The sequence below is a fragment of the Paenibacillus cremeus genome, assembly GCF_007786445.1.
GTDB classification, from domain to species: Bacteria; Bacillota; Bacilli; order Paenibacillales; family NBRC-103111; genus Paenibacillus_G; species Paenibacillus_G cremeus.
This window is the reverse complement of the sequence record NZ_VNJI01000013.1, coordinates 98,884-124,363: the sequence shown is the minus strand read 5'-3', so window position 1 is coordinate 124,363 and position 25,480 is coordinate 98,884. Positions and strand designations below refer to the sequence as shown.

The 25,480-nt window shown below is 51.2% G+C and carries 27 protein-coding genes; 22 read left to right on the top strand and 5 right to left on the bottom strand.

Features of this window, described 5'->3' with window-relative positions; translation table 11 throughout:
• The first annotated feature begins 53 nt into the window (after positions 1 to 53).
• The 5 genes from typA (at position 54) to FPZ49_RS12815 (ending at position 3,613) form a co-directional block, all read left to right on the top strand.
• On the top strand, positions 54 to 1,901 hold the full coding sequence (gene typA, locus FPZ49_RS12835; protein WP_144847233.1) for a translational GTPase TypA: 1,848 nt from the start codon (positions 54 to 56) through the stop codon (positions 1,899 to 1,901).
• A 76-nt stretch (positions 1,902 to 1,977) separates the two neighbouring features.
• Entirely contained in the window at positions 1,978 to 2,247 is a 270-nt protein-coding gene (locus tag FPZ49_RS12830) for a YlaH-like family protein (protein ID WP_144847231.1), read from the top strand.
• Between the two features lie 18 nt (positions 2,248 to 2,265).
• Positions 2,266 to 2,730 carry a hypothetical protein gene (locus FPZ49_RS12825; RefSeq protein WP_144847230.1) on the top strand — a complete coding sequence of 155 codons (465 nt, stop codon included), beginning with the start codon at positions 2,266 to 2,268 and terminating at the stop codon, positions 2,728 to 2,730.
• Positions 2,731 to 2,736: 6 nt separating this feature from the next.
• A complete protein-coding gene (locus FPZ49_RS12820) occupies positions 2,737 to 3,009 on the top strand; it encodes a hypothetical protein (RefSeq protein ID WP_144847229.1) in 273 nt (90 codons plus the stop codon).
• 151 nt (positions 3,010 to 3,160) lie between these two features.
• Positions 3,161 to 3,613, top strand: a complete 453-nt coding sequence (locus FPZ49_RS12815; protein WP_144847227.1) for a pyridoxamine 5'-phosphate oxidase family protein — start codon at positions 3,161 to 3,163, stop codon at positions 3,611 to 3,613.
• 49 nt (positions 3,614 to 3,662) lie between these two features.
• Here the strand turns inward: FPZ49_RS12815 and FPZ49_RS12810 are convergent, their stop codons facing one another.
• Complete coding sequence (locus tag FPZ49_RS12810; protein ID WP_144847225.1) at positions 3,663 to 4,193, bottom strand: YhcN/YlaJ family sporulation lipoprotein; 531 nt, start codon at positions 4,191 to 4,193, stop codon at positions 3,663 to 3,665.
• Positions 4,194 to 4,345: 152 nt separating this feature from the next.
• Here FPZ49_RS12810 and FPZ49_RS12805 point away from each other — a divergent pair, with 152 nt between their 5' ends.
• The gene (locus FPZ49_RS12805) at positions 4,346 to 5,680 is read left to right on the top strand and encodes a PhoH family protein (RefSeq protein ID WP_144847223.1); all 1,335 of its coding nucleotides are present in this window, start codon (positions 4,346 to 4,348) and stop codon (positions 5,678 to 5,680) included.
• Between the two features lie 81 nt (positions 5,681 to 5,761).
• Here FPZ49_RS12805 and FPZ49_RS12800 read toward each other — a convergent pair whose 3' ends face one another.
• From FPZ49_RS12800 to FPZ49_RS12790, 3 genes are all read right to left on the bottom strand, one after another.
• The gene (locus FPZ49_RS12800) at positions 5,762 to 6,286 is read right to left on the bottom strand and encodes a hypothetical protein (protein ID WP_144847221.1); all 525 of its coding nucleotides are present in this window, start codon (positions 6,284 to 6,286) and stop codon (positions 5,762 to 5,764) included.
• Positions 6,287 to 6,354: 68 nt separating this feature from the next.
• Positions 6,355 to 7,479, bottom strand: a complete 1,125-nt coding sequence (locus FPZ49_RS12795; RefSeq protein WP_261381376.1) for a hypothetical protein — start codon at positions 7,477 to 7,479, stop codon at positions 6,355 to 6,357.
• Between the two features lie 191 nt (positions 7,480 to 7,670).
• Positions 7,671 to 8,606, bottom strand: coding sequence for a hypothetical protein (locus tag FPZ49_RS12790; RefSeq protein ID WP_144847219.1), 936 nt, complete (start codon positions 8,604 to 8,606; stop codon positions 7,671 to 7,673).
• A 110-nt stretch (positions 8,607 to 8,716) separates the two neighbouring features.
• Between FPZ49_RS12790 and FPZ49_RS12785 the strand changes: the two genes are divergently transcribed.
• The gene (locus FPZ49_RS12785; protein ID WP_144847217.1) at positions 8,717 to 9,850 is read left to right on the top strand and encodes a class I SAM-dependent methyltransferase; all 1,134 of its coding nucleotides are present in this window, start codon (positions 8,717 to 8,719) and stop codon (positions 9,848 to 9,850) included.
• A gap of 59 nt (positions 9,851 to 9,909) precedes the next feature.
• Here the strand turns inward: FPZ49_RS12785 and FPZ49_RS12780 are convergent, their stop codons facing one another.
• A complete protein-coding gene (locus FPZ49_RS12780; protein ID WP_144847215.1) occupies positions 9,910 to 10,140 on the bottom strand; it encodes a DUF2626 domain-containing protein in 231 nt (76 codons plus the stop codon).
• Between the two features lie 284 nt (positions 10,141 to 10,424).
• Between FPZ49_RS12780 and FPZ49_RS12775 the strand changes: the two genes are divergently transcribed.
• The 15 genes from FPZ49_RS12775 (at position 10,425) to ftsL (ending at position 25,472) form a co-directional block, all read left to right on the top strand.
• Positions 10,425 to 11,078: an RsfA family transcriptional regulator gene (locus FPZ49_RS12775; protein WP_144847213.1), complete on the top strand. Its 654-nt coding sequence runs from the start codon at positions 10,425 to 10,427 to the stop codon at positions 11,076 to 11,078.
• 110 nt (positions 11,079 to 11,188) lie between these two features.
• Positions 11,189 to 12,178, top strand: a complete 990-nt coding sequence (locus FPZ49_RS12770; protein ID WP_144847211.1) for a ketopantoate reductase family protein — start codon at positions 11,189 to 11,191, stop codon at positions 12,176 to 12,178.
• Positions 12,179 to 12,249: 71 nt separating this feature from the next.
• The gene (locus tag FPZ49_RS12765; protein ID WP_144847209.1) at positions 12,250 to 12,645 is read left to right on the top strand and encodes a DUF3397 domain-containing protein; all 396 of its coding nucleotides are present in this window, start codon (positions 12,250 to 12,252) and stop codon (positions 12,643 to 12,645) included.
• A gap of 63 nt (positions 12,646 to 12,708) precedes the next feature.
• A complete protein-coding gene (locus FPZ49_RS12760) occupies positions 12,709 to 12,981 on the top strand; it encodes a late competence development ComFB family protein (protein ID WP_144847207.1) in 273 nt (90 codons plus the stop codon).
• Between the two features lie 320 nt (positions 12,982 to 13,301).
• Entirely contained in the window at positions 13,302 to 14,963 is a 1,662-nt protein-coding gene (locus FPZ49_RS12755) for a peptide ABC transporter substrate-binding protein (RefSeq protein ID WP_144847205.1), read from the top strand.
• 237 nt (positions 14,964 to 15,200) lie between these two features.
• Positions 15,201 to 16,133 (top strand): ABC transporter permease, encoded by a 933-nt coding sequence (locus FPZ49_RS12750; RefSeq protein WP_144847203.1) that lies wholly within the window; start codon positions 15,201 to 15,203, stop codon positions 16,131 to 16,133.
• A gap of 2 nt (positions 16,134 to 16,135) precedes the next feature.
• Entirely contained in the window at positions 16,136 to 17,050 is a 915-nt protein-coding gene (locus FPZ49_RS12745) for an ABC transporter permease (protein ID WP_144847201.1), read from the top strand.
• 27 nt (positions 17,051 to 17,077) lie between these two features.
• Positions 17,078 to 18,103: an ABC transporter ATP-binding protein gene (locus FPZ49_RS12740; protein ID WP_144847199.1), complete on the top strand. Its 1,026-nt coding sequence runs from the start codon at positions 17,078 to 17,080 to the stop codon at positions 18,101 to 18,103.
• On the top strand, positions 18,100 to 19,059 hold the full coding sequence (locus FPZ49_RS12735) for an ABC transporter ATP-binding protein (protein WP_144847198.1): 960 nt from the start codon (positions 18,100 to 18,102) through the stop codon (positions 19,057 to 19,059). Before FPZ49_RS12740 ends, FPZ49_RS12735 begins: the two co-directional genes overlap by 4 nt.
• Before the next feature lie 184 nt (positions 19,060 to 19,243).
• A complete protein-coding gene (bshC, locus tag FPZ49_RS12730) occupies positions 19,244 to 20,878 on the top strand; it encodes a bacillithiol biosynthesis cysteine-adding enzyme BshC (protein WP_144847196.1) in 1,635 nt (544 codons plus the stop codon).
• Positions 20,879 to 20,955: 77 nt separating this feature from the next.
• Positions 20,956 to 22,221 (top strand): adenosylhomocysteinase, encoded by a 1,266-nt coding sequence (locus FPZ49_RS12725; protein ID WP_144847194.1) that lies wholly within the window; start codon positions 20,956 to 20,958, stop codon positions 22,219 to 22,221.
• 163 nt (positions 22,222 to 22,384) lie between these two features.
• Positions 22,385 to 23,458, top strand: coding sequence for a DUF4349 domain-containing protein (locus FPZ49_RS12720; protein ID WP_144847192.1), 1,074 nt, complete (start codon positions 22,385 to 22,387; stop codon positions 23,456 to 23,458).
• 118 nt (positions 23,459 to 23,576) lie between these two features.
• Complete coding sequence (gene mraZ, locus FPZ49_RS12715) at positions 23,577 to 24,014, top strand: division/cell wall cluster transcriptional repressor MraZ (RefSeq protein ID WP_144847190.1); 438 nt, start codon at positions 23,577 to 23,579, stop codon at positions 24,012 to 24,014.
• Positions 24,015 to 24,034: 20 nt separating this feature from the next.
• The gene (rsmH, locus tag FPZ49_RS12710; protein ID WP_144847188.1) at positions 24,035 to 24,991 is read left to right on the top strand and encodes a 16S rRNA (cytosine(1402)-N(4))-methyltransferase RsmH; all 957 of its coding nucleotides are present in this window, start codon (positions 24,035 to 24,037) and stop codon (positions 24,989 to 24,991) included.
• A gap of 13 nt (positions 24,992 to 25,004) precedes the next feature.
• Positions 25,005 to 25,472 carry a cell division protein FtsL gene (gene ftsL / locus FPZ49_RS12705; protein WP_144847186.1) on the top strand — a complete coding sequence of 156 codons (468 nt, stop codon included), beginning with the start codon at positions 25,005 to 25,007 and terminating at the stop codon, positions 25,470 to 25,472.
• Positions 25,473 to 25,480: the final 8 nt, after the last annotated feature.

Below are 25,480 nucleotides of genomic sequence, written 5' to 3'. Positions count from 1 at the left end.
TCAGAGCTTTTACGCGAATTCCAAGCCATACTTGAAGAGAGGGTTATTGACTAATGCATTCAAGAGATAAGATTCGCAATATCGCCATCATCGCTCACGTTGACCATGGTAAAACGACACTCGTAGACAAACTGCTTCAGCAGTCCGGGACATTCCGCGAGAACGAAGCCGTACAAGAACGCGCGATGGATTCGAACGATCTGGAGCGCGAACGCGGCATTACCATTTTGGCAAAGAACACAGCGATTAAATACAAGGATTTCTTAATTAATATCGTAGATACGCCTGGACACGCCGACTTCGGCGGTGAAGTAGAGCGGATCATGAAGATGGTTGACGGCGTACTGCTTGTCGTTGATGCCTTCGAAGGTACGATGCCGCAAACGAAATTCGTATTGCGCAAAGCGCTCGAGCAAAACCTGACGCCAGTCGTAGTCGTGAACAAAATCGACCGTCCGAACGCACGCCCAGCGGAAGTGGTTGACGAGGTCCTTGACTTGTTCATCGAGCTTGGCGCGAACGATGACCAGCTGGATTTCCCAGTGGTGTACGCCTCTGCTTTGATGGGAACCTCCAGCATGGATTCCGATCCGGAGAAGCAAGAAGATAACATGCAGGCGCTCTACGAAACGATCATCAGCCACATGCCTTCTCCAACGGAGAGCGTGGATGAGCCGCTGCAGTTCTTGGTTACCCTGATGGATTACAACGAATATTTGGGCCGCATCGCGATTGGTCGTGTTAACCGCGGCGTTGTTCGCCAAGGCCAACCTATTGCTGTAATTAATCGCGAGGGGCAAACGAAGCAAGCACGGATTGAGAAGCTGTTCGGCTTCCAAGGCTTGAAGCGTTTGGAGATTGAAGAAGCAGGCGCAGGTGACATCGTAGCGATTGCAGGGATCAAGGACATCAACATCGGTGAAACTTTGGCTGATCCTGCGAACCCTGAGGCGCTTCCAGTTCTCAAGATTGATGAACCGACGCTGCAAATGACGTTCCTCGTGAACAATAGTCCATTTGCCGGCCGCGAAGGGAAATGGGTAACCTCCCGCAAACTGCGTGAGCGTCTGATGAAAGAGCTGGAGACGGACGTCAGCTTGCGCGTGGATGAAACCGAGAGTCCGGATGCCTTTATCGTATCTGGCCGCGGTGAGCTTCACTTGGGTATTCTGATTGAGAATATGCGCCGCGAAGGCTTTGAGCTGCAGGTGTCGAAGCCGGAAGTTATCATTAAGCAAATCGAGGGCCAGAAGATGGAGCCAATCGAGCGCTTGATCATCGACGTACCGGAAGACAGCATGGGCGCCGTTATGGAGAGCCTTGGAACACGCAAAGCGGAAATGGTCAACATGATCAACAACGGCACCGGCAACGTCCGTCTGGAGTTCTTGATTCCAGCACGCGGCTTGATCGGATACCGGACGTACTTCTTGACCCTGACGCGCGGCTACGGGATTTTGAACCACGCGTTCGACAGCTATGGACCATATGCGGGCAGCAACGTAGGCGGACGTCATGAGGGCGTATTGGTTTCCAGCGAAACCGGCAGCTCGACGCTGTATGGTATTTTGTCCGTTGAAGACCGCGGCACCTTGTTTGTTGAGCCGGGTACGGAAGTATACGAAGGGATGATCGTCGGCGAGCATACCCGCGATAACGACATCATCGTTAACATTTGTAAAGAGAAGCAGCTCACCAACGTCCGTTCGGCTACGAAGGAAGATACGGTGAAGATGAAGACTCCTCGTCTGTACTCGCTGGAGCAAGCACTCGAGTATTTGAACGATGATGAGTATTGTGAAATTACACCCAAGTCGATTCGCCTGCGCAAGAAGATCTTGAATAAGAGCGAGCGCGAGCGTGCGGAGAAGCACCGCAAAATGGCGGAAGCCGGCGTTTAATCGACTGCCTAATATAAGCCCATGGAAAAGCTCTGATTGCTCAGGGCTTTTCTTTGCAGGCTAGGAGGTACTATCAATGACGGAATGGTTAGGAACGCATCCTTGGATTGCGTACATATTGATTTTCGTACTGATTACTTATGTATACAATAAAGTATTCCGTACACGAAGACTGCCGGTTTTGAAAGCTGCCATTATTTATTTGATGCTGGGATTAGGCTCGTTGATGCTGCTGTTTTTCCAATTAGCGGGGCTGCCGATCGTGCTCAGCATGAGCGTTGCGGTAGCGCTGATGTTCATGGTGAAAATCCGTTATTTCTTTCAAGATCGGGCGGCAAAAAAATAAGCAGAGGTGGGGAAGCGAATGGCCCATTTTTGGCTTGTACCGGTGCAGTGGAGCGGGACGGAAGCGCAGTTGCTCTCGGAACGACTGCTGCTGGAGCAATCTGAGCGGAGGGAGCGGTTTGTCAGCGGACTGCAAAGCATCCATCCTCGGCTGCTGCTAGTTTTCAAAGCGGCTTTGCTGCTCAGTGATGAGGTTTCGGCTGCATGCGGGGTGGAGGAGCTGCCTTTCTTGTTAGCGCAAGAAGGAGATATTCGGCTTATCGCCGAAGAACAGTATGAGTACTATGCCTCCTCGTACGAGGAGGTGTCGGCCTGGCCGCTGTCGCACTGTGCAGAGGCGTACTTGAACCGGCTGCTCTCGCCTCAGGCGGCTTTTGTTCTGTTGGAGCAAGCTCAGCTTGAGGAGGACTCTACGCCTTGGCTGCAAGCGATGGAAGGCTGGCTGCGGCAGGGCTTGCAAGTCATTTTGCTAAGAGAGGATTGAGGTTAAGTGCAATTGCGCGACGCGCTGTTCAATTGGCTGCAAATCAGCATTGTCTCCGAGGCCAGACCTGAGGATAATGCGGCTAGAGAAACCCGGGATTTCTTCGAGCTGATCTTACGGGAGGACCATGGTCTGAACCGGTTTTCTGTGACAGCGGACGACATGGCCTATCATATTTTGTATGAGACCGGCGGACAATCCGTCAACCAAAAATTCGACCGTGAAGCCGCGGATCAGCTGCTGGAAGACATTAATTCCAATCCGAAATACAATGAATGACATATAACCCTTCATCTTTTGATAAAATAAATTATCCAGATTTGAAGGGAGTGTACGTGATAACCGATTATGGCTGGCAGTCCATTGCTGTGCTATAATAATATTAGCAACAACTCATATCTGCGATGCTTTCGAAGTAGGAGGGGAATCCATGGCCGAAACGATCACAGCTTTATCCGAGCAGCTCTTCGAACTACTGCAACAAGAAACGTTCGCACTTCTTAGCACCATCGATCATGAAACCGGCGGACCCGGCATGAATTCCATTTCTTGGCTTTTTGCCAAGGATGAGGGCACCGTGCGCTTTGCTGTCGACCAGCGCTCGCGCATTGTGGCGAATCTTCGCCAAAATCCGCTTGTCAACCTCACAGTCATCGGCGCGGGATCGGTTCATGCCATTTACGGCAATGCCCGGCTCGTTACCGAGGCTCTGGACGAGGTTCCTTTCAAACTGGCATGCTTTGATATTGCCATTACAGCGGTTCGTGATGCGATGTTCTATGGAGCCCGCATCTCCGTTGCCCCCGAATACGAAAAAACTTATGACAAGCGTGCGGCTGAAAAGCTGGACACGCAGGTGTTTAATGCCATGAAAAAAGCCTAGAGATTTTCGTTCTAGGCTTTTTTGCTCTATTTTTCACTGTTTGTCCTGTTCATTTAGGCGTTGCAGCTTGCGGCTGATTGGTTTGTGGAGGGGTTACGTCGCGTGGCATCTGTGGAACAATTCGTCCGATGATGGCCGCCATTTCCTCTGCAAATCCGTTTATGGCTCTACCGTTCCGCATCTGTGTACGCATATTTTGCAAACGTCCAGCCAGATCCATATCCGCCGTGACAAGCGCATCCACACCATACGGATCCTTCTTAAGCGCTTCAGCCACGGACAGCTTGATCGTTCCTACTTTCGCACGATCCATTCCTGGCGGTACATTGATGCCTACAACCGCTGTGTTGCCGAATACGACACAGTTGGCGCTCTCAACATTTGGAATGCTGACCGCAATTTGCTCCAGCCGATCGGCGACAGCGCGTGGGTCGGTAATTTCTTTCTTCTGAGGTGCCGTTTGATTCACCTTCACCTGTCGGTTCGGGTCAGCTGCCGAAGGGGACGCTCCATTCTTTGGTGCTTGGGTACATCCTGACAAAAGGGACAACAACAAGACAATGGCAACAAACATCCTCATTTCTCATCGATCCTTTCATTTGCAGTATCAGCTTTGGTTAGTTTGTCCTTACGAGCTAGTTACTATGTATTGACTAGTGCCAAACACCAATGCTGCAACTGTTTACAAGCGTTGCTAGGCTTCAGTTGTCAGCAAACCTGGGAGGGACTCATATGAAAAAAGTGTATGTCCTGGATACCAATGTGCTCTTGCAGGATCCGAACGCCATCTTCGCTTTTGAGGATAACGAAGTCATTATTCCGGCTATCGTGCTTGAAGAGATTGATTCGAAGAAGCGCAATGCCGATGAATTGGGCCGGAACGCCCGTCAAATCTCCCGGATGCTTGATTCGCTCCGCAATGAAGGTCGGCTGTTCGAAGGCATAGAGCTTCCCAGCGGCGGCATGCTTAAAGTGGAGCTGAATCATCGCAGCTTTGCCAAATTGCAGGAAGTATTCGCCGATGTGACGAACGATAACCGGATTTTGGCGGTTGCGCTGAACTATCATTTGGAAGAAAAGGATAACGATACGCCGAGACCTGTGATCTTGGTCAGTAAGGATGTGCTGGTCCGCATCAAAGCGGATGTGCTGGGCATCACGGCGCAGGATTATTTGACTGACCGCGTGGTCAATATGCCCGATGAAATTTACTCCGGCCACTTAACGATCCGCGTGCATCCGGCCATTATCGATGAGTTTTACTCGTATCGTTTCTTGGGGGTCCAATCGCTCAATTTGAACTACCCGCTGCATCCGCATGAATTTGTCATCTTGCGCGATGAGATGGGCACCAGCAAATCGGCCCTGCTGAAGGTGAATGCGGAAGGGAAGAAGCTGGAGCCGCTATACCTTAGCAATGACCCCATCTGGGGGATCGCGGCACGGAACGCTCAACAGCGCATGGCATTGGAGCTGCTGCTCAACGATGACATTCCGCTGGTCACCTTGACAGGTAAAGCCGGAACAGGCAAAACGCTGCTGACGCTGGCGGCTGGGTTGATGAAGGTGGAGGATGAGCGGAAGTACAAGAAGCTGCTGATCGCCCGTCCGGTCGTACCGATGGGGAAAGATATCGGTTTCCTGCCTGGGGAGAAAGAAGAGAAGCTGCGTCCGTGGATGCAGCCGATTTATGATAACCTGGAGTTTCTCTTTGACACGAAGAAGCCGGGGGATATCGATAAGATTTTAGCAGGCCTCGGCAGCATTCAAGTCGAAGCGCTCACCTATATCCGCGGACGGTCCATTCCCGGGCAGTTCATCATCATCGACGAAGCTCAGAACCTTTCCAAGCACGAGATTAAGACAATTGTCTCTCGGGTGGGCGAGGGCAGTAAAATTGTGCTGTTAGGCGATCCGGAGCAAATTGACCATCCCTATCTGGATGCGTCCAGCAACGGGCTAACCTACGTCGTGGAGCGCTTCAAAGAGCAGAGCATCAGTGGTCATATTATGCTGGAGCGGGGCGAACGTTCCCACCTGGCGCAGCTGGCGGCAGATTTGCTGTAAATTCAGCAAAGCGATTAGGCGAAAAAGAAAACATCGGCGCAATAACGACGGACTGTTCGTTATAACGCCGATGTTTTCTTTTTAAGTGTCGTACCAGTGGACGTGGCAGCCATAGGCGCGGGCGATGCCGTCCGCCAGCTCCCGGTGCTGCGTTTCGATCGCACAGAGGGCGTCGGCAGCTCCGGAGCCGGTCGGGCACAGGGCCACCAGATGCTCATCCAGCTGTGCCAATGCGCCTTGAGGCTCAGCTTGGCGGCCTAGCGCTTGATCTGGCGCGAGCTGGAACACACTGATCAAGTCAGCATACACATACACGTTGTCCAAGCGGCTTATGAACCCGAAATCGTCAAACGTCCGATAAGTTTGAACGGGAGCTGGAAGCTGCAGCAGATCCATCGGCTCCCAAGGTATGGCGTACTGCTCCATGATCGGCTCCGCCTCGCTGCGTTCCTCTTCGGTCGCGAAGATGAGCAGCTCCTTTTCCCGGTCATATAGCGCCGCCTTCCCGGCCAGCGCTTTGACGATTTGGGCGTAGTAGCCCGCTCGCTTGCCCTCCGGCAGGTCCATCGCCAGCGCGAATTTGCGCGAAGGCTTTATCGTGTTCATCCGGCGTCACGCTCCTTTTTTAGCTCCATTATCCGCAAAAAAGCCGGCTGCTGCAACTCGTCATCGAGCTACAGTGCCAGCTTGAAGAAAATGCTCATTTTACTATCCTCTAGTTTTATGCCCGTCACTTGCAGGAAGGAAGCGATATTTTGCGGGTAGATGCCCAGATCAAATTGCTTTTCCAGTGCGTCTACCGTCGATTGCGGCAGCGTAAAGTCGTTGAACCGCAGCTCTTGGATTTTATATCGGATGTAGGTTTTGTTCGTTTCTTCTTTAGTAGCGATTTGATAAGTGCCTTTGACGGTAACGGCTATATCGTCTTGCTTGCCGGATGCAATCACTTGATCTGTGGTGAAATGAAAGGTCATGTTGCGGAACAGCTCGTTTTTTTGCTTCAAATAATCGTTCAGCTCCTGATCAGTCATTTGAAACGTATAGCTGAGGCCGTTAGGGTTAATGGTTAGGTTTTTGCCGGACATGAGCCCGGAGCTTGAACCAGAGCCGGTGCCGGATGCAAAGGACTCCGGGAGCTGCTTCATCGCTTGAGCGAGCGCGGTAAAGTACGTTTTGAACAGCGGAATGCCCTTGTCCTGCCACTGACGATTGAGGTCGACCATCTCTTGCTGCACCTTCGCGGCTTCCTTCGTTCGGGCCAGCTGTTCATCGACTTCCTTTTGTAAAGCCACCATGCGAGTTCGTTCCGTTAAATACTTATCCTTCGACTGCGCCAGCTCGGTTTGTGCTTTAAGCTGATCGGATTGCAGGGACTGCAGCTTGGTTAGCGCCTCGCGGTGACGGCCCATCGCCAATTGGTCGTTCTGCAGGATCATTTGAAGATATTCCAGTACGGAGAGCGCATCGGATAACGAACGGATGGAGAAAAAAAGGAGCCACAACGAATCTCGATCTCCCATATAATAGGCCCGAACGACCTTGGCTGCGTGCTGCTTGGCTTCGTTCGTTGCCTTCGCGGCGGCTTGAATTTGCGTCTTCGTGATCTGCAGCTGAGCGTTTAACTGATCCTGACGATTGGTAATGCGGGTCAGCTCTTGATCGATCTCAAACAGGGTCAGCCCTTTTTGCAGCAGCTCTTTGTTCGAGGACTCGGCTTCCGCCCAGCTGGCGGGGGGCGGTACGACAGAAACGCAGCAAAACCAGAGCAGAAGGACAAGCAAGGCCCATTTGCGCATCATTTGGCATGTCCCCCTTTGATGAAGTTGCACTGTACATCATGGATTAGGATGTCAACTGTACATCATGGACTACGATGTCAGTTGTCAACAATGTTGCAGCTGCAGGAAATGTCTCTTAACTCAGATTATCATAAGTTATAGAAAAACATGACAAAAAAATGCTTCCCAGCAGGGAAGCATCGTGAATACGTTTATTTCTTCGGAGCTGCGACCAAGCGTAAAATATCATCCATGCTTTTTACTTGTTTCGGCTCGTCTTGGGTAAAGCTGATCGTTTGATTGATGTCGGATGTCGTGTGCTTCCACTCCATAGCCTGGACCGCGCTGCTCGCATCCACTCGGAATTGAAGCTTACCGGATTGCTCCCGGATAAAGCCTTGGTTATCGATCAGCATGCTGACGGAGGACGGTGAGGTGACCTGGAAGGTACTCATAGCCTTTTTCCATTGATCGGTCTGCGCCGAAGTGCTCAGTCCGCTTTGCAGCAGCTCGCTCAGGATCCCGGGGATCACGCCATTAATCGCATCGGCAGCCGCTTTTTGATTTTTGTCGGTAATATTCAGCGTAATTCGCTTAACCGGCTCGGTGCTGCCGGGCAGCGTTTCCTGCTGTTGACCCGGCTCCAGCCAATCGGGATTGATTCCCTCCAGAAGCTTGCCGTAAACCACGGAGCTTAAATGCCCGGTGTTCTTTAGGCGCTCCGGCCCTTTGTCCAGCGGCAGCATCAGGTATTCGTCCGGCTTGTTGATGGCTGGCATCTGCAGATACAATTTGTTATCTTTAATGAGAAGCGGCATATCGATCGAGCTTGCAGCGCCTTTGGGCAGCACCTTCAAGGTGGCTTCCATGCGGACAGGCTCGGCTAGAGTTGCAGCGCCGCTATATTCGATGTGGCTGTCTTTGAGTGTGGTCAGCATCGCGGCAGCCATAGGGGCTGCTCCTTGAAACAAGCTCGCGTCGAGCTTGAGATCTACGGTTCCGCTAAAATGGTTGGCCAGTGCTTGCTCCTGCTTCTGAACGGCAGCCTGAAGGTCCTGCTTCAGCTGTTTATGATCGGTGCAGCCAACCGCCATCAAGGCAGTGCTGCAAAGGAGTATGAGGCCAGGCAAAACGTTACGTTTAAACAAAGTGAAGCTCCCTTCATTGTTGGCGTCATCCTATTATAGCGAGCAAGCATCGTTTTGTCTGTAGTAAAGTTGGTACAAACAACAACCTAGTGGTGTGAGGAGAGCATGGGATGCAGCAGGGAAAGCCCGGACTGATTCAGGTGATCAGACAGCAGATGGAGTCCGCACCGGAGCAGGCCATAACGTTTCGGGATTACATGGAATTATGTCTCTATCATCCGGAGTTTGGCTATTATATGAGCGAAGAGATCAAGCTCGGCAAAGAGGGCGACTTCTATACGGGCTCTTTCATCGGGGGGGTATTAGCTGAAACCGTTGTGGAATGGATGCTGAAAGAGCCGTTTTGGGACAAGGAGGCGCCTCACGAACCGATCCGCATCATCGAGTGGGGAGGCGGCAGCGGTCGGTTTGCAAAGCAGCTGCTTGATGCATTAATCGTTCAAGCGCCGGATATTTATTCGCGACTGGAGTACATCAGTATTGAATCAAGCGGCTCTCATCGCCGGCTCCAGGAGGAAGCGCTTGCAGCCCATGCAGCCAAGCTGCGGTTTCTAACCGCAGATGATTGGTATGAGGAGGGGCCATGGCGGAGCGTGCTGCTCTTCTCTAATGAGCTGCCGGATGCCTTTCCTGTTCACCGCATCGTGGCGAGGGACGGAGCTTGGTATGAAATTTACGTGTGCTGGGATGCCGAGTTGAGCGCATTGAAGGAAATCGAGCTGCCATTGAAGAATGCTGCTGTGCAAGCCTATCTTCATGATGAAGCGCTCCCGATGCGTGATGGCCAGCAGTTTGAGGTGAATTTGGCTGCGCTGAGTTGGTTGAAGAGTGTTGCGCTAGGGATTGGCCAAGGAACCGTAATGACGATCGATTATGGGGATGTGAGGGAGGAGCTGTACGCAGCCCATCGAATGCGCGGCACGCTGCTATGCTATTGGAAGCATCAGGCGGAGGATGCGCCGCTTAGTCGGCCAGGCGAGCAGGATATGACGGCGCACGTGAACTTCAGCAGCTTGATCCGGGCCGGTGAGGAGGCAGGCCTGACGTCTTCGCAATTACTTACGCAGAAGCAATTCCTAGTCGAGAATGGGCTGCTGCTGAAGCTGCAGGATCACGATGCCAGAGATCCGTTCTCGCCCGCGGCAAAGCGCAACCGTGCGATTCGTCAGCTGCTGATCAGCGACCAGATGAGCGAACTGTTTAAAGTATTGATCCAAAAAAAAGAAGAAGCGCGGCCTGAGTAGGCGGTGCTTCTTCTTTTTCGTTCTTAGGCGGGCAAGCTTGTCTCGTTCGTACCGTTGGTTTATACGGTCAATCGGAAGAAAGACCAGTAGGTAAACCCTACGAATGAAACGATCATGTACCCCCAAAAAATCAATATGTAGGCACGTTCGGTCAATTTCATATATCCTAACAGCACAAAAATCGCCGTTTGGGCGAAAAAGATCAGAGCCATTGGAATGAAATCCCCTGCTAACGCCATAAGCCCGATCGCGAGTGTCCAAAAGCCGAGAACTCGAAACATGCGATCCATCCTGCATCCCCCTCTCTTCGGTCGCGTCTACGATACATTATAACTTCTCTCACTTCGAGTGTAAACGACAAAACAGTGACGAAATTAAGTCAATTTAGCCTGCTTTGAATATGATTCCCTTTTCCGATTGAATTCATGTATGCCGACCTTGAAAAATGGCAATACAAAATACTAGAAAAGTATTCTATGAACTCTACTATGGGCATAGAGATAAAGTAACGCAACATACCACGAATAACCACTATAGATGTGATGATACCCCAGGGGTTAGGAGGACTGCTTCGATGACAGCAATCAGACAAGACGCATGGAGCGAGGAAGACGATTTGATTTTAGCGGAGGTGACGTTAAGACATATCCGGGAGGGCAGCACGCAGCTCTCTGCATTTGAAGAAGTAGGGGAAAAGATAGGTAGAACGGCCGCAGCCTGCGGATTCCGGTGGAATAGTTTTGTGAGGAAAAAATACGAGGCAGCTATTCAAATTGCCAAGGCCCAACGTCAAAAGCGCAATCAGCAGAAGAAGCATACCGCAGCTGCATTCGCTTCCGTTGCGGGCGGAGGGATGACAGCTACTCTGACAGCCGAGGGCTCGGTGCGAAGCGACGGCATTGTGGAGGAGCTATCGATCGACGCAGTCATTCGCTTTTTACGGCAGTGGAAAGGCAGCTATCAAGAGATGGTGCGCCATATCCGTCAGCTCGAGAAGGAAATAAACGACAAGCAGGATGAGTTGGAACGGCTTCGGAACGAGAATGATGTGCTGAAAAGTCAAGTAAATGAAGTGTCCACAGACTATCGTGTCGTTAACGATGATTATAAGGCGTTGATTCAAATTATGGATCGGGCGCGCAAGCTGGCGTTTCTAGCGGAAGAAGATGAGGAAGCCAAGACGAGATTTAAAATGGATGAGAACGGGAACCTGGAGAGAATCGAATAGCCTGTAACACCTAAACCTCTGCTTTCCATGAAAATGGATGCCAGAGGTTTTATTCATTTCAGAGGATTTGCTATGATAGAAACAGATTTGGACAAGGAAGTGAGCGCAAAATGTCGGAAGCTCGATTCACGATCGTAGGGGCGGGCAGCATGGGCTTGCTATTTGCGGCGAAGCTTGCTTTATCCGGGCACGCCCTGGAGGTAGAAGTAGGCGTCAAGCGCCGCGAGCACAAGGAAGCGTTAATCGCAGAAGGCATCAAGCTGCATGATGGCAATGTTGACGAGGGAAAGGACAAACAACCTGCCATCGTTCACCCTGCAATTGGCTTGTTGACGGAGCTTGGACAAGCCCACACGCTGGGGCAGGTGCATTTTATCGTGCTAACGGTGAAGCAGTCTGCATTTAACCCGGAGTTTGTTCGAGAAATTCGCGCGATGATGGGACCCGAGAGCTGGGTGGTTTGTATGCAGAACGGGATTGGACATGTCGAGCTCCTTGAACTTGAAATACCACGAGAGCGGATTTTGCTGGGGATTACGACGGAAGGAGCGATGAAAAGCTCAGACGTCGAGACTTGGCATACGGGCAAAGGAGAGACGAGCCTAGGCGCAGTGGTGTATAACCCTGCTTCACCGGCTCTAGCTGCACAAAAAAAACTAGCTGAATGCTTAGAGCGTGCAGGATTTCGTACGTTTTTGTCGAAAGACATCACTAGAAGAGTTTGGCAGAAGCTGGTCATCAATTCCGTGATCAATCCACTGACTGCGATATTACAGGTTCGTAACGGACAGCTTCCGGAAATCCCTTCATCCTTGCAGCTGATGAGAGAGCTGTTCGATGAGGCAATGGCGATGGCTGCCGCGCTGCAGCTGAAGCTGGACACGGAGCTTTGGGAGCAGCTGCTTGAGGTATGCCGCAAGACGGCGGGGAACCGCTCCTCCATGCTTCAGGACTTACAGTCCGGAAGGCCGACCGAGATCGAAGCGATCACAGGCGGGTTGGTAAGGGAAGCGGGCAAAATGGGCATGACGCTTCAGACACATCAGACCGTGTACCGGCTGGTGAAAGCGCTGGAAGGCAGCGCAACGGGCAGAGACTAACCACGATTCACCCCAAACCCGAAGCAGCCGTCTAAAGCAGGGTATTAATTCGCAGCGATCGGGTGGGAAGTATGGATACTTTGTTCCGATGGATTCATCAAATTTATACGATGCTGTCGCTGGTTCCCTTCGTAGCCTTTTTTATTACTTGGTTTATTGTATTTATGATAAGCCGGAATAAACGCCAAGCGACCTATATGAGCATGGACATCACAACGCTGTTTCTGATTGGCTCCGTGGCTTATATGAGTCGTAATTTGTTCGGGTCGGCCATGCTGTTGTGGACGATTGTGCTTCTGTTTTTGGTCGCCGCGGGACTGCTCGGGAACGTGCAGAATCGGATGAAGGGCCGGATCGACCTAGTCAAAATTGCCCGCATGCTAAGCCGGGTGGGGTTCCTGGCGCTTACGGCTTGCTACGTGGTCTTGCTTATATTAGGCATTGGAAAATATATGCTCAGCCACTAGAAGGCGACCAAGCAGTCTGCAGGGACGCCGCTTAAATCCGCTGATGGTTAAGGAGATGTTTGTATGCCCATTCATAATTTGATGGAAGAAATCGTGAAGTCTTGCTTGAAAGAGTTGATGCAGCACCAAGATCAGCTGTCCAGTCTCGATGAGAAAGCTCAAAGTGATGTCATGGCGATCGCGTTGAATCATCTTCCTGCGCGCTATGTGTCTACCGATAAAGGCGAGGTGCTCGCCAAATCGCAATTGCGGCTGCAGGTCGAAACCGATGTATACCGGGAACTGACCAATGCCATCGATAAAGTGCTGCATAATAATCGGAAATCAGATATTTAACGGAACAAGTATAAAAATACGAGTGGTTTGAGAGCCTATTTTATAGGCTCTTTTTGTGTTGTTTAGGGACGTTGTGCATCAAATGGAGGCGAAAGTTCGTCTGACTTTAGTGGACTGTAAAAAATTTACCTAGATTTAATTGACCACTGGTTGTATAATTTCTATTTGGTAACGGTTACACGCTTTACTTTTTGATATAAATCTTATATTATCAATAAGGCGAAAATTTTGGGTGTTATCTCCACGTCATATTAACTAACATAGTGGTGGGATGTGGGGTTGCCATATATTTACATAATTTGAAGGAGGAGTCTTTTTTAATGAAGATTCAAAAACTTCTTGTTTTTGCAACGGTAACGGCGATGCTTAGCGCACTCGCGGCCGGCTGCGGAGGCAACAATGCGGCACAACCAGGGGGAGCTGCAAATAATACAAAGGCGCCAGCTCAGGAGCTTCGCATAAACCTGAATGCTGAACCGCCAGCAATTGATAGCTCGCTTGCAACAACCAACCCTACATTTACTGTATTGAACGCAGTCAATGAAGGCTTGTACCGTTTGGATGCAGACGGAAAAGCACAGCCGGGTCTGGCCAAAGAGCTTCCGAAAATTTCTCCAGACGGTCTGACTTACACCATCACCTTGCGTGACGGACTGAAATGGGCAGACGGAACGCCGTTGAAAGCCAGCGACTTCGTATGGTCCTATCAGCGCACATTGGACCCAGCTACCAAAGCAAAGTACGCTACTATGCTGTCTTGGATCAAGGGTGGAGCCGCTTTGAACAAAGCGAAGCCTGAAGAGGTGGAAGCGAAGAAAGCGGAGCTTGGCATTAAAGCTAAAGATGACAAGACACTGGAAATTACACTGGAAAGACCAGTAGCGTTCTTTACCGATCAATTGGCGATGCCGACATTCTTCCCGCAACAACCTGATTTTGTGAAGAAGCAGGGCGACAAGAACGGTGCTGATGCTGACAAGATCATGGGCGCAGGTCCGTTCAAGATGGAAAAATGGGATCATGAGCAATCTTTCGTCATGGTTAAAAACGACAACTACTGGGATGCAGCGAACGTGAAGCTGACCAAAGTGACTGTCAATATCGTTAAAGACCCGAACACATCACTTAACATGTACGATACAAATCAGGTGGATGTGACTCAATTGACCGGCGAGCAGCCAAAGGCGTTCCAAGGTAAGCCGGATCTGGTCTTTAAGAAAGAATTTGTTACGGCGTACGTAATGTTCCAAAATAAGAAGGTGCCTGCCTTTGCCAATGCGAAAATCAGACAAGCTCTTAGCATGGCTATTGACCGTAAAACCTTTAACGACGTTGTTCTAGGCGGTACGTCAGTTCCATCGACGGGTCTGGTACCAGGTGTCGTTCTTGACGGGAACAAACAAGAATTCCGTAAAGTAGCTGGCGATACTGAGCCTGCGTTTGACGCTACCAAGGCAAAGCAATTGCTTGCTGAAGGCTTGAAAGAGTTGAATATGACTTCCTTGCCGAAGTTTAAGCTGACATCCGACGACACAGATACGTCGAAGAAATCCATTGAGTTCATCCAAGCCCAATGGAAGCAAAACTTAGGTGTGGATGTTGATGGAGAACCGTTGCCTTTTGCGCTGCGCGTCAAGAACATGGAGTCCAACAACTTTGACGCACTGATCGCTCTTTGGGGCGCGGATTACAACGATCCGATGACCTTCCTTGATATGTGGCTGTCTGACAACAAATCGTTTAACTACGTGGAATACAACAGCAAAGCCTATGATGATCTTGTGAAAGCGGCCGATAAAGAAGTTGACCTGGCTAAACGTTCCAAAATGCTGGTCGATGCTGAAAAGCTGTTGATGACGGATCTGCCGATCTCCCCACTTTATTTCCGGATGAGACCATACGCGAAAAGACCGAACGTAGATGGATTGATTTTGCCATCGATGTCTAAAGAGTGGGAGCTTAAGTGGGTTTCCATTAAGTAAGCAATGAATTCATGTTTCAGCTATGGTAAGCTTTGAGTGCGGGGCCGTTCTGATGAATCGTGTTGGAACGGCTTCGCTTTTTCTCTCATTTCGCTATGAGAAGCGGAACTGCTTCGCAAACATAGTCCACCTTAGATTTCGCGTCTATGCTTGCGAAGCAGTTTGGCTTGCGCATTCGGACCTTTGCGTTGCCTGAACTGTTTTGATTTGCGTTTTATCATGATCAGGAGGTGTGCCATGCTTCGCTATTTCACGCGTCGTTTGGTTTATATGTTAATAACCTTGTGGTTAATCGTCACATTTACATTTGTTCTGATGAAAAACTTGCCGGGCGATCCGTTCGGTGAAGAGTCTCAGAAGCTGACGATTGAGCAGAAGCAGCTTTTGTATGCTCAATATGGCTTGGACAAGCCAGTTTGGGAGCAGTATCTGAAGTATATGAATAATGTCATTCATGGCGACCTTGGCGTTTCCTATGCTTTCCCGACGCGTAAAGTAACGGACATTATTTCTCAGGGCTTTCCTGCTTCGCTTGAACTGGGACTTTGGGCGCTGGCCATTGCTATTGCAGTTGGCTTGACGCTGGGTGTTATTGCCTCCCTTAACCATAATAAAGGCTTGGACGTAGCTGCGATGTTCACAGCGGTTGCTGGTATTTCTGTACCATCCTTTGTGCTTGGTCCATTATTGTCGTATTTCGTCGGTGTTAAACTGGGCTGGCTGCCTCCGGGTATGTGGCAAGGCCCACAATCAAGAGTCCTGCCGGCGATTGCATTGTCTTTTGGTACAATAGCCATCTTAGCCCGGTTGATGCGGACGTCCATGCTGGATGTGCTCAATCAGGATTACGTTAAAACAGCAAAAGCCAAAGGTTTGTCCCAACCTCAGATGGTTTTCCGGCACACTTTGCGAAACGCAATTTTACCGGTTGTAACGGTGCTTGGTCCGGTATTCGTTAACTTGATCACTGGTACGCTTGTAGTCGAGCAAATTTTTGTCGTTCCTGGTCTTGGCAAGCATTTCGTTCAATCGATTTATTCAAACGATTACACCATGATCACCGGCCTTACTATTTTCTACTCGTTTATTCTAGTGGTAGTGTTGTTTTTGACGGATCTTGTGTATGGATTCATTGATCCGCGCATTCGTCTGACCAAGGGAGGGAAGTAAGCATGGCAATGTCGAAAGAGATGTTTCAGCCGCTGGAAAAAGATGCGGTTAGTAAAGAAATCATTGTCCGCCCTTCCCTGACGTATTGGCAGGACGCTTGGCGCCGACTCAAGAAAAATAAATTGGCCATGTTCGGCTTGATCGTATTGATCACACTTTCTTTGCTTGCGATTTTTGGACCTTTACTCTCGCACAATGACTACGCAACGCAAAATTATGCGATTAAAAACGAGAGCCCTTCTGCTGCGCACTGGTTTGGTACCGATGATTTTGGCCGTGACTTATGGGTACGTGTATGGTGGGGAACTCGTATCTCCCTCATGATCGGTCTCACAGCGGCGCTGCTTGATTTGATTATCGGGGTTGCGTATGGCGGTATTTCCGCTTACTATGGCGGTCGAATCGATGATTTGATGCAGCGTTTCATCGAAATTATTTATTCGATTCCATTTTTGCTGATTTCAATCCTGTTGATCATTGTTATCGGTCCAGGCTTTAAGACGATCATCATCGCCTACGCGATTACTGGATGGGTTCCTATGGCACGCCTTGTTCGCGGTCAGATTTTGACCCTCAAGGAGCAGGAGTATGTCCTCGCGGCTAAAACTTTAGGCGCCGGCGGCGCTCGTATTATATTGAAGCATTTAGTGCCGAACGCACTCGGCTTAATTATTGTTCAGATTACGTTTATCGTTCCATCCGCTATTTTCGTGGAAGCATTCCTCAGCTTTATCGGCTTAGGTATCCGAGTACCGCTTGCTTCGCTTGGATCGCTGTTGTCTGACGGCGCGAACAATATTCGTCTGTACCCGCACCGGGTTATTAGTCCGACGATTGTGTTCAGCATGATCCTAATGAGCTTCAACCTGCTCGGCGACGGGCTTCGCGATGCGCTTGATCCGAAAATGCGGAAGTAATCAAGAGCTAATGGGGGTGTAATAATCATGAGTAACAATATTTTAGAGGTTCGCGACCTTAAAGTATCCTTTCGCACGTATGCCGGTGAAGTACAGGCCGTCCGCGGAGTCACCTTCGAATTGAAAAAGGGTGAAGTGCTTGCGATCGTAGGCGAATCGGGTTGCGGCAAATCGGTAACAGCGCAAACGATCATGAGATTGAATCCTTCGCCTCCTAGCATGATCAAGAACGGCTCCATCAAATTTGATGGCAAAACGGAAATTACGAAACTTTCAAATAGAGAAATGGAAAAAATCCGCGGCTCTGAGATGGGCATGATTTTCCAGGATCCGATGACCTCGCTGAATCCGACGATGACGATCGGGAAGCAGATCACGGAAGGTCTGGTGAAGCATCAAGGGCTAAGCAACGCGGAAGCAACCAAGCGTGCAATTGAAATTTTGAAGCTGGTTGGAATTTCTAATCCGGAAGGCCGTGTGAATCAGTACCCGCACGAATTTTCCGGCGGGATGCGCCAGCGGGTTATGATTGCCATCGCTTTGGCCTGTAACCCGAAGCTGCTGATAGCCGATGAGCCGACGACAGCGCTCGATGTTACGATTCAAGCTCAAATCATCGAGTTGATGGTGAAGCTCTCTGAGCAAACGGAAACTTCGATTATCGTCATTACGCATGATTTGGGCGTCGTCGCTGAAATGGCACAGCGCGTCATTGTCATGTATGCTGGGAAAGTAGCGGAACAAGGCACGGTGGATGAGATTTTCTACAATCCGAAGCACCCGTATACTTGGGGCTTGCTTCGTTCCGTTCCGCGTCTTGACCAAGATAAAGACAGCGAGTTGATTCCGATTCCGGGGACACCTCCGGATTTGTTCGCCCCGCCGAAGGGCTGTGCCTTCGCTGCGCGTTGTCCATACGCGATGAAGGTTTGTCTTGAGATTGATCCGGAGCATACGACGCTCTCCGATACGCATTCGGCCGCCTGTTGGCTGCTGCATGAAGGAGCTCCAAAGGTTGAGCGTCCGGTTGAAATAGGAGGTGCGGCACGATGAGTCAGAAACAACCTTTATTAGAGGTTCGCAATTTACAGAAGCATTTCAATTTGGGAAACGGTAAAATCCTGAAAGCCGTCGATAACGTAAGCTTTGCGATTCAGCAGGGCGAAACGTTCGGTTTGGTTGGGGAATCCGGCTGTGGTAAATCGACCACTGGCCGTACCATTATCAATTTGTACGATACAACCGGTGGAGAAGTGATTTTCAACGGCGAAAACGTACACAAGATGAAGGGCAAGAAGCAGCAGGAGTTCCGCCGCAATATGCAGATGGTATTCCAAGATCCTTATGCTTCTTTGAATCCGCGGATGACCGTTGGTAATATTATTGCCGAAGGTATCGACATCCATGGTCTGAATTCTGGCAAGGAGCGCAAAGAGCGGGTACTCCAGCTGCTGCGCGACGTAGGCTTGAACGAAGAGCATGCCAGCCGTTTCCCGCATGAGTTCTCAGGTGGTCAGCGCCAGCGGATCGGGATTGCGCGTGCACTGGCGATCGAGCCGAAGTTCATCATTGCCGATGAGCCGATTTCGGCGCTTGACGTGTCCGTACAGGCTCAGGTCGTGAACTTGTTCAAAAAGCTGCAGAAGGAGCGCGGCTTGACGTACCTGTTTATTGCGCATGACCTTGCGATGGTGAAGCATATTTCCGACCGGATCGGTGTTATGTATCTCGGGAAGCTGGTTGAGGTTACAACTTCGGAAGAGCTGTATGCGAAGCCGCTGCATCCGTACACGCAATCGCTCTTGTCGGCGATTCCGATTCCAGATCCGGAGATTGAGCGTACCCGCGAGCGGATTATTCTCGAGGGAGAAATTCCAAGCCCGCTGAACCCGCCTAGCGGCTGTCCTTTCCGGACCCGCTGCCCGCATGCGATGCCGGAATGTGCGGCGGCCATGCCGGAATTTAAAGAAGTGGAGCCTGGCCACTACGTAGCCTGCCATTTATATTAAGATCATTCATTGCAGCCCTTTTTCCTTCGGGAAGGAGGGCTGTTATTTTTTGACGATATGTAGGAACATGTGTACAATATATAAAGTTGCTATTCGTAAGTAAGTGAGTGAACCGCGGCTCATATGGGGCCGAATTATTAATAAGCAAGGCATGAAATCATTACATACGAGGGGCGGCGTCAGAATGCAGGTGGAAGCATTTCATTGGGAGTCCGGCCAGCCATTAACGGAGGACTATATTCACCGGTTTGACCAAACGGGCGGCCTGTATGAATATAATCCGTGGGATCCTGCGAGCTGGAAGGAACGAGCCGCTTGGCTGGACTGCGCGAGGGGGATGTCTGCAGATCGCTCAGAGCTTGTCCGCGTGCTGGCGAGCTTTAACGAGCGAGCAGGGGCATCGCCTGAAACGCTGGCTAACGTGCGTCTTCTGGGCGAGTCGAACACCTTGGCGGTGGTAGGCGGGCAGCAGGCCAGTTTGTTTACAGGACCACTCTTAGTTATTTATAAAGCCATTACTCTAATCAGTATGGCTCGTCAAGCTTCGGAGAAGCTGCAGAGGCCGGTTGTTCCGGTGTTTTGGATTGCTGGGGAGGACCATGATTTTGATGAAGTCAATCATCTGAACTGGTTGACCTCCGAGCTTAAGGTAGAAAAGGTGAAGCTGGAGCATCCGACCGGCATTCGGACCTCCGTCAGCCAGACGAAGATTTCCCCAGAACAGTGGGAGACCGTGCTGGAACAGCTGGAAAAGTCATTGCTGCCAACGGAGTTCCGCGCAGATCTGATGGCATCGTTGCAGGCGATGGCCGGAGAATCTGTGACGCTAGTCGATTTGTTCGCGCGTTTCATGGCTCAGCTGTTCGGCCCCTCGGGACTTGTGCTGCTGGACTCGGATGATCCGGAAATTCGGCAGCTGGAGGCGCCGATGTTTCGACTGTTAGTCGAGCGCAATGGCGAGATGAATCAAGCGCTTCTAAGAAGCCGTGCGCGGCTCGTTTCCAATGGGTATCAGCCGCAGGTTGAACTGCATGATAGGGGAGCTAATCTGTTCGTCTACGATCAGGGAGAGCGCGTGCTGCTCTATTCGAATGAAGAAGGCGGATTTACCGATCGGAGAGGGGAACGTCAATATACACGTGAGCAGCTGCTCGATTGGGCTGTCTCATCCCCTGAACGACTGAGCAACAACGTCATGACGCGTCCGCTCATGCAGGATTTCTTGTTTCCTGTACTGGGCACGGTGCTGGGGCCGGCTGAGATCGCCTATTGGGGGCTCACGCGCGATGCCTTTGAATGGGCTGCAATGCAGATGCCGATTTTAATTCCGCGGTTTGCCTTCACGCTGCTGGAGGGCACCATCCAGAAAAATATGACCAAATATGGTCTGACGCTGGACGATGTGCTATATCATTTAGAGGAGCGGCAGCAGGCATGGCTTCGGGAACAGGATCAGCTGAAGCTGGACGATCGATTTGCCGAAGTGAAGACGCAATTTAGAGAGCACTACGAGCCGCTGATCGAGGCGCTGGCTGGCATTAATCCCGGGCTTAAGAAGCTGGGGGACACGAATCTTGGCAAAATCATCGAGCAGATCGAGTTCCTTGAGCAAAAAGCCGGAGACGGGCTTCGTCAGCAGTTCGATTCGGGCCTCCGCCAGTTCCAACGCATCGGCATGTCGGTGCTGCCGGGAGGCAAGCCGCAAGAGCGACTGTACAATGTCATTGCGTATTTGAATAAATACGGTGATGGCTGGCTGAAAACGTTACTGGAGCTTCCAATTGAGATGGACGGCAAGCATCGGATATGTTATATGTAAAGAGTCAATTCTACATATAGATGGATTATCCAATTGATTTGTACTTGTGGAATTTTTAATTAGGAGGAACGAATTTAATGGCTAGCACTAAAGACCGCAGCATTATCCGCGACATTGCGCTCGCGCCGGAAGGACATTTAAAAATTGACTGGGTTAACGCCCATATGCCGGTATTGAACCGGATTCGTGAGCAGTTTGAGAAGGAGCAGCCGTTTAAAGGGCTGAAAGTGGCGATTTCCCTTCACTTGGAGGCCAAAACCGCTTACCTGGCAAAGGTCGTGCAAGCCGGTGGTGCGGATGTAACGATTTGCGGAAGCAATCCGCTGTCGACACAAGACGATGTGTGCGCGGCGCTCGTCGAAGACGGGATTACCGTTTTCGCCAAATATAACCCGGATCCGCAGGAGTACAAGGATCTGCTGATCAAGACGCTGGAAACCGAGCCGGACCTGATCATCGACGACGGTGGTGACTTGGTGACGATTCTTCATTCCGAGCGTAAAGACTTGCTGAAAAACGTGCGCGGCGGAGCCGAAGAAACAACGACAGGCATCCTGCGTTTGAAGTCGCTTGAAAAAGAGGGTCAGCTGCAGTTCCCGATGGTTGCTGTAAACGACGCATTCTGCAAATATTTGTTCGATAACCGCTATGGCACGGGCCAATCCGTATGGGATGGCATCAACCGGACGACCAACCTGGTCGTAGCAGGTAAAACGGTGGTTGTAGTCGGCTACGGCTGGTGCGGTAAAGGCGTGGCGATGCGTGCTAAGGGACTTGGTGCGAACGTCATCGTTACCGAGATCGATGCGATCAAAGCGGTTGAAGCTTACATGGACGGTTTTGCCGTCATGCCGATGGTGGAAGCAGCAAAAGTGGGCGATTTCTTCGTCACGGTAACCGGTAACCGGGATGTCATCCGCGGTGAGCATTACCAAGTGATGAAGGACGGCGCGATTTTGTCCAATGCCGGTCACTTCGATGTGGAAGTGAATAAGCCGGAGCTGGAGGCACTGGCGGTTTCCAAGCGTACTGTACGCCGCAATATTGAAGAATATAAACTGGCGGACGGCCGCAAGTTCTACATTTTGGCGGAAGGTCGTTTGGTTAACCTGGCGGCAGGCGATGGTCACCCGGCGGAAATCATGGATATGACATTCGCGCTGCAAGCGATGTCGCTGAAATATGTGAACGACAACTATAAGCAAATCGGCAGCAAAGTCGTTAACGTACCTTATGAGCTGGATGAGCAAGTGGCGCGCTTCAAGCTTGCGGCGATGGGTATGGGGATCGATACGCTGACGGAGCAGCAAAAATCGTATTTGGACAGCTGGGCGGAGCACTAAGCCGCATAAGTAAGCCAACACCTCTTTCTTGGACGTAAGTCTGAGAGAGGGGTTCTTTTTTTTCCAAAATCATGCAACAACGTCATCACCCATCCCGTCTATGGGGTAAGCGAATCCAGAAATTCATGGTCGCTGGAAAGCCATCAGACCAGGGGGGAAGAAGATGGAAGAGAAAGAAAGAAGAGTGTGGCCCAGGCATGCTAGGGGGCTTGCGGGTGCGGTAGCATTGCTGCTGCTTCTGTCGGGCTGCAGCGCCTTGTCGTCAAAGGCGGACATGGCGGTATCAACCGGAACGGCGGGCCACGCCGAGAGTAAAGCTGTCGCTCCGCAAGGGGCGGCCGATAGTGCGGGGGGACCGGCTGCGGTGGCGGACATGGCCAAGATGGCTAATGCAACGGCATCGAACACCGTGAGTGCGCCGGCAGGAGCACAAGGCAGCTTCACGGGGCAAGCATTACCTGACAACTCAGACGCGTACACCCGCAAAATCATTTACACCGCCCATCTTGTGATGCAGGTAGAGAAATATCAGGACGTCGCGCAGCAGGTGCAGGAGACGGTCAAACAGGCCGGTGCGTACATTTTACAGTTCAATGAAAATACGATGACGAACGAGAAGAGCGGGACATTCACGATCAAGGTACCGGCGAACGGCTTTCAATCGCTCTTATCGCAGCTGGAGAAGCTTAATCCGACGATGCAGAAAAGCCTGCAGGGGCAGGATGTGACAGAAGAATACGTGGATTTGACTGCGAGGCTGAAAGCCAAACAAGTGGTGGAAAGCCGCTTGACCGCGTTTATGGAAAAGGCGACTAAGGCGGAGGAGCTGGTGTCGTTCTCGAACGAGCTTGGTAAGGTGCAGGAGGAAATCGAGCGGATTAAAGGCCGAATGCGTTATCTGGAGCAAAATGTCGCCTACTCCACCATCGAGCTGCGGGTAACGCAAAAAATCGGCTCCGCGGAGATCATCCAGTCCCGGGATCGGGGGCCATTAATCACACGCTCGGCCGCCGCATTGAACGGAAGCGTGGTGGTTCTGTCTGTTGCGCTGCAGTGGCTTGTGGTCATTTTGGCCGGGGCGCTTCCGGTCCTAATCCTGCTGGCTCTCATCGGAATTCCTTTGTGGATGGTCCGCAAGAGGAGGCTGGCAAAGCTCGTCAGTGTCCGCAGCACTCTTTTGGAACACAACCAGGCACAAGCGAATACTCAAACCGAGACGAAAGACCCCAACGAGTAACCCAAAAAATCCTGCTTACGTCATACGACGAAGCAGGATTTTTTGTTAATGTGGCGAATAATTAGTTTACAGGTGGTGGAAAGTGGGTTAAAGTGGTGGAAAGGGGGTGCAATGTGGGATGTTTATGGGGGAATATCAACACACCGTTGATGAGAAAGGCCGGATGATCGTGCCTGCCAAGTTTCGTGAAGCCCTCGGAACATCGTTCATTGTCACTCGCGGATTAGACCAATGCTTATTTGTATACCCCATGGATGAGTGGGCTGTGCTGGAGCAGAAGCTTAAAGCGCTCCCGCTTATGAAGTCTGATGCTCGGGCATTCACCCGGTTTTTTTTCTCCGGGGCGACGGAGTGCGAGCTGGACAAGCAGGGCAGAGTCAATCTGCCGAACAATTTGCTCGAACATGCCAAGTTAGAGAAGGATTGCGTAGTCATCGGTGTTTCTAATCGGGTGGAGATTTGGAGCAAGGCAATCTGGGAAAACTATGCCGAGCAATCGGAAGAATCGTTTAACGAGATTGCGGAAAAATTGGTCGATTTCAACTTCGATTTGTAAATGCAGGAGGACACTAGACGATGTTTCATCATGTGACGGTTTTAAAGGACGAAGCAGTGCAAGGATTACATATAAAGCCAGACGGTGTTTACGTGGACTGTACGCTAGGCGGCGCAGGCCACAGCTACGAAATCGCTTCCCGGCTCGGACCGGAGGGGCTCTTGATCGCCTTTGATCAGGACGATGCGGCGCTAGCCAATGCAGCTGAGCGACTGGCTCCGGTGGCGGATCGCGTTAAGCTGGTCCGCAGCAATTTTCGCTTTTTGGAGCGGGAGTTGTCCCGCATTCCGCAAGCGATGAAGGACGGACGACCGCAGGTGGACGGCATCTTGTTCGATCTGGGCGTCTCGTCGCCGCAGCTGGATGAAGCGGATCGCGGCTTCAGCTATAACCACGACGCGGAGCTCGATATGCGGATGGATCGCACCGCGCCGCTGACGGCCAGAGATATCGTGAACGATTGGTCGGAGAAGGAAATAGCCGATATTTTGTTCGAATACGGCGAAGAGAAGTTCTCGCGGCGCATTGCAGCCAGCATTGCCGCGGCTAGGGCGAAGAAGCCGATCGAAACGACCGGCGAGCTCGTGGAGCTGATCAAGGAAGGGATTCCCGCAGCCGCGCGCCGCACGGGCCCCCATCCGGCGAAACGCAGCTTTCAGGCGCTGCGCATCGCGGTCAATGATGAGCTGGGCGCTTTCGAAGACGCGCTGGAGCAGTCGATTCGCTGCCTTGCACCAGGCGGCCGGGCGGCCGTCATTACGTTTCACTCGCTTGAGGATCGCATTTGCAAGCAAACCTTTAACAAGTACGTGGCGAAGTGCACCTGCCCACCGGATTTTCCAATGTGCGTTTGCGGCAACGAAGGCGTAGTCAAATTAGTCAATCGTAAGCCGATCGAGGCGAGCAGTGAAGAGCTGGAAGCTAATAACCGCGCACGTTCGGCCAAGCTTAGAATAGCGGAGAAACTTTCGACCTAAGGGGGAAACCATTTTGCCGGCATACATGCACGGAAGTTTAGCTGTAGAACAGCGGACAACGACGAAGAATCAAGTGAAGGTGAACTTGAATGAACCAAGCAAACCGGCGGTACGTGCGAAGGTGGGCCTGCCGGTGCAGGAGAAGCTGCTCTATTTATTCACCGTGGCGATTTGCGTCGTAGTGGCAGGTTTAATCATCTGGCGCTACGCGCAAATCTATGAAATGAACACGAACATTATGAAGATCGAGCAGCAGCTGAAGAAGCTGGAAGCGGAGAACAGTGTACTGAAGCGCAAGGTGGAAACGCTCTCTAGTCCGGAGCGCTTCGAACAAGAGGCTAAGAAGTACGGATACACCGTTCCCGATGAGAAGCAGATCAAAGCGGCGGGTCCGGCGAAGACGAATGCACCTGGCACCGGATCACAGGGAATTGCACCAGGCAGCACGGCAAGCGCCAAAAAAACCAAGGAACAGCCTTGATGTAAGGG

Coding starts and splice junctions, on each gene's coding strand:
- FPZ49_RS12725 (WP_144847194.1), top strand. CDS start 20,956: ATGGCTAGCACTAAAGACCGCAGCATTATCCGCGACATTGCGCTCGCG.
- FPZ49_RS12735 (WP_144847198.1), top strand. CDS start 18,100: ATGAGTCAGAAACAACCTTTATTAGAGGTTCGCAATTTACAGAAGCAT.
- FPZ49_RS12720 (WP_144847192.1), top strand. CDS start 22,385: ATGGAAGAGAAAGAAAGAAGAGTGTGGCCCAGGCATGCTAGGGGGCTT.
- FPZ49_RS12795 (WP_261381376.1), bottom strand. CDS start 7,479: ATGATGCGCAAATGGGCCTTGCTTGTCCTTCTGCTCTGGTTTTGCTGC.
- FPZ49_RS12775 (WP_144847213.1), top strand. CDS start 10,425: ATGACAGCAATCAGACAAGACGCATGGAGCGAGGAAGACGATTTGATT.
- FPZ49_RS12830 (WP_144847231.1), top strand. CDS start 1,978: ATGACGGAATGGTTAGGAACGCATCCTTGGATTGCGTACATATTGATT.
- FPZ49_RS12785 (WP_144847217.1), top strand. CDS start 8,717: ATGCAGCAGGGAAAGCCCGGACTGATTCAGGTGATCAGACAGCAGATG.
- FPZ49_RS12780 (WP_144847215.1), bottom strand. CDS start 10,140: ATGGATCGCATGTTTCGAGTTCTCGGCTTTTGGACACTCGCGATCGGG.
- FPZ49_RS12810 (WP_144847225.1), bottom strand. CDS start 4,193: ATGAGGATGTTTGTTGCCATTGTCTTGTTGTTGTCCCTTTTGTCAGGA.
- mraZ (WP_144847190.1), top strand. CDS start 23,577: ATGTTTATGGGGGAATATCAACACACCGTTGATGAGAAAGGCCGGATG.
- FPZ49_RS12745 (WP_144847201.1), top strand. CDS start 16,136: ATGGCAATGTCGAAAGAGATGTTTCAGCCGCTGGAAAAAGATGCGGTT.
- typA (WP_144847233.1), top strand. CDS start 54: ATGCATTCAAGAGATAAGATTCGCAATATCGCCATCATCGCTCACGTT.
- rsmH (WP_144847188.1), top strand. CDS start 24,035: ATGTTTCATCATGTGACGGTTTTAAAGGACGAAGCAGTGCAAGGATTA.
- FPZ49_RS12815 (WP_144847227.1), top strand. CDS start 3,161: ATGGCCGAAACGATCACAGCTTTATCCGAGCAGCTCTTCGAACTACTG.
- FPZ49_RS12770 (WP_144847211.1), top strand. CDS start 11,189: ATGTCGGAAGCTCGATTCACGATCGTAGGGGCGGGCAGCATGGGCTTG.
- FPZ49_RS12750 (WP_144847203.1), top strand. CDS start 15,201: ATGCTTCGCTATTTCACGCGTCGTTTGGTTTATATGTTAATAACCTTG.
- bshC (WP_144847196.1), top strand. CDS start 19,244: ATGCAGGTGGAAGCATTTCATTGGGAGTCCGGCCAGCCATTAACGGAG.
- FPZ49_RS12825 (WP_144847230.1), top strand. CDS start 2,266: ATGGCCCATTTTTGGCTTGTACCGGTGCAGTGGAGCGGGACGGAAGCG.
- FPZ49_RS12805 (WP_144847223.1), top strand. CDS start 4,346: ATGAAAAAAGTGTATGTCCTGGATACCAATGTGCTCTTGCAGGATCCG.
- FPZ49_RS12800 (WP_144847221.1), bottom strand. CDS start 6,286: ATGAACACGATAAAGCCTTCGCGCAAATTCGCGCTGGCGATGGACCTG.
- FPZ49_RS12755 (WP_144847205.1), top strand. CDS start 13,302: ATGAAGATTCAAAAACTTCTTGTTTTTGCAACGGTAACGGCGATGCTT.
- FPZ49_RS12765 (WP_144847209.1), top strand. CDS start 12,250: ATGGATACTTTGTTCCGATGGATTCATCAAATTTATACGATGCTGTCG.
- FPZ49_RS12760 (WP_144847207.1), top strand. CDS start 12,709: ATGCCCATTCATAATTTGATGGAAGAAATCGTGAAGTCTTGCTTGAAA.
- FPZ49_RS12740 (WP_144847199.1), top strand. CDS start 17,078: ATGAGTAACAATATTTTAGAGGTTCGCGACCTTAAAGTATCCTTTCGC.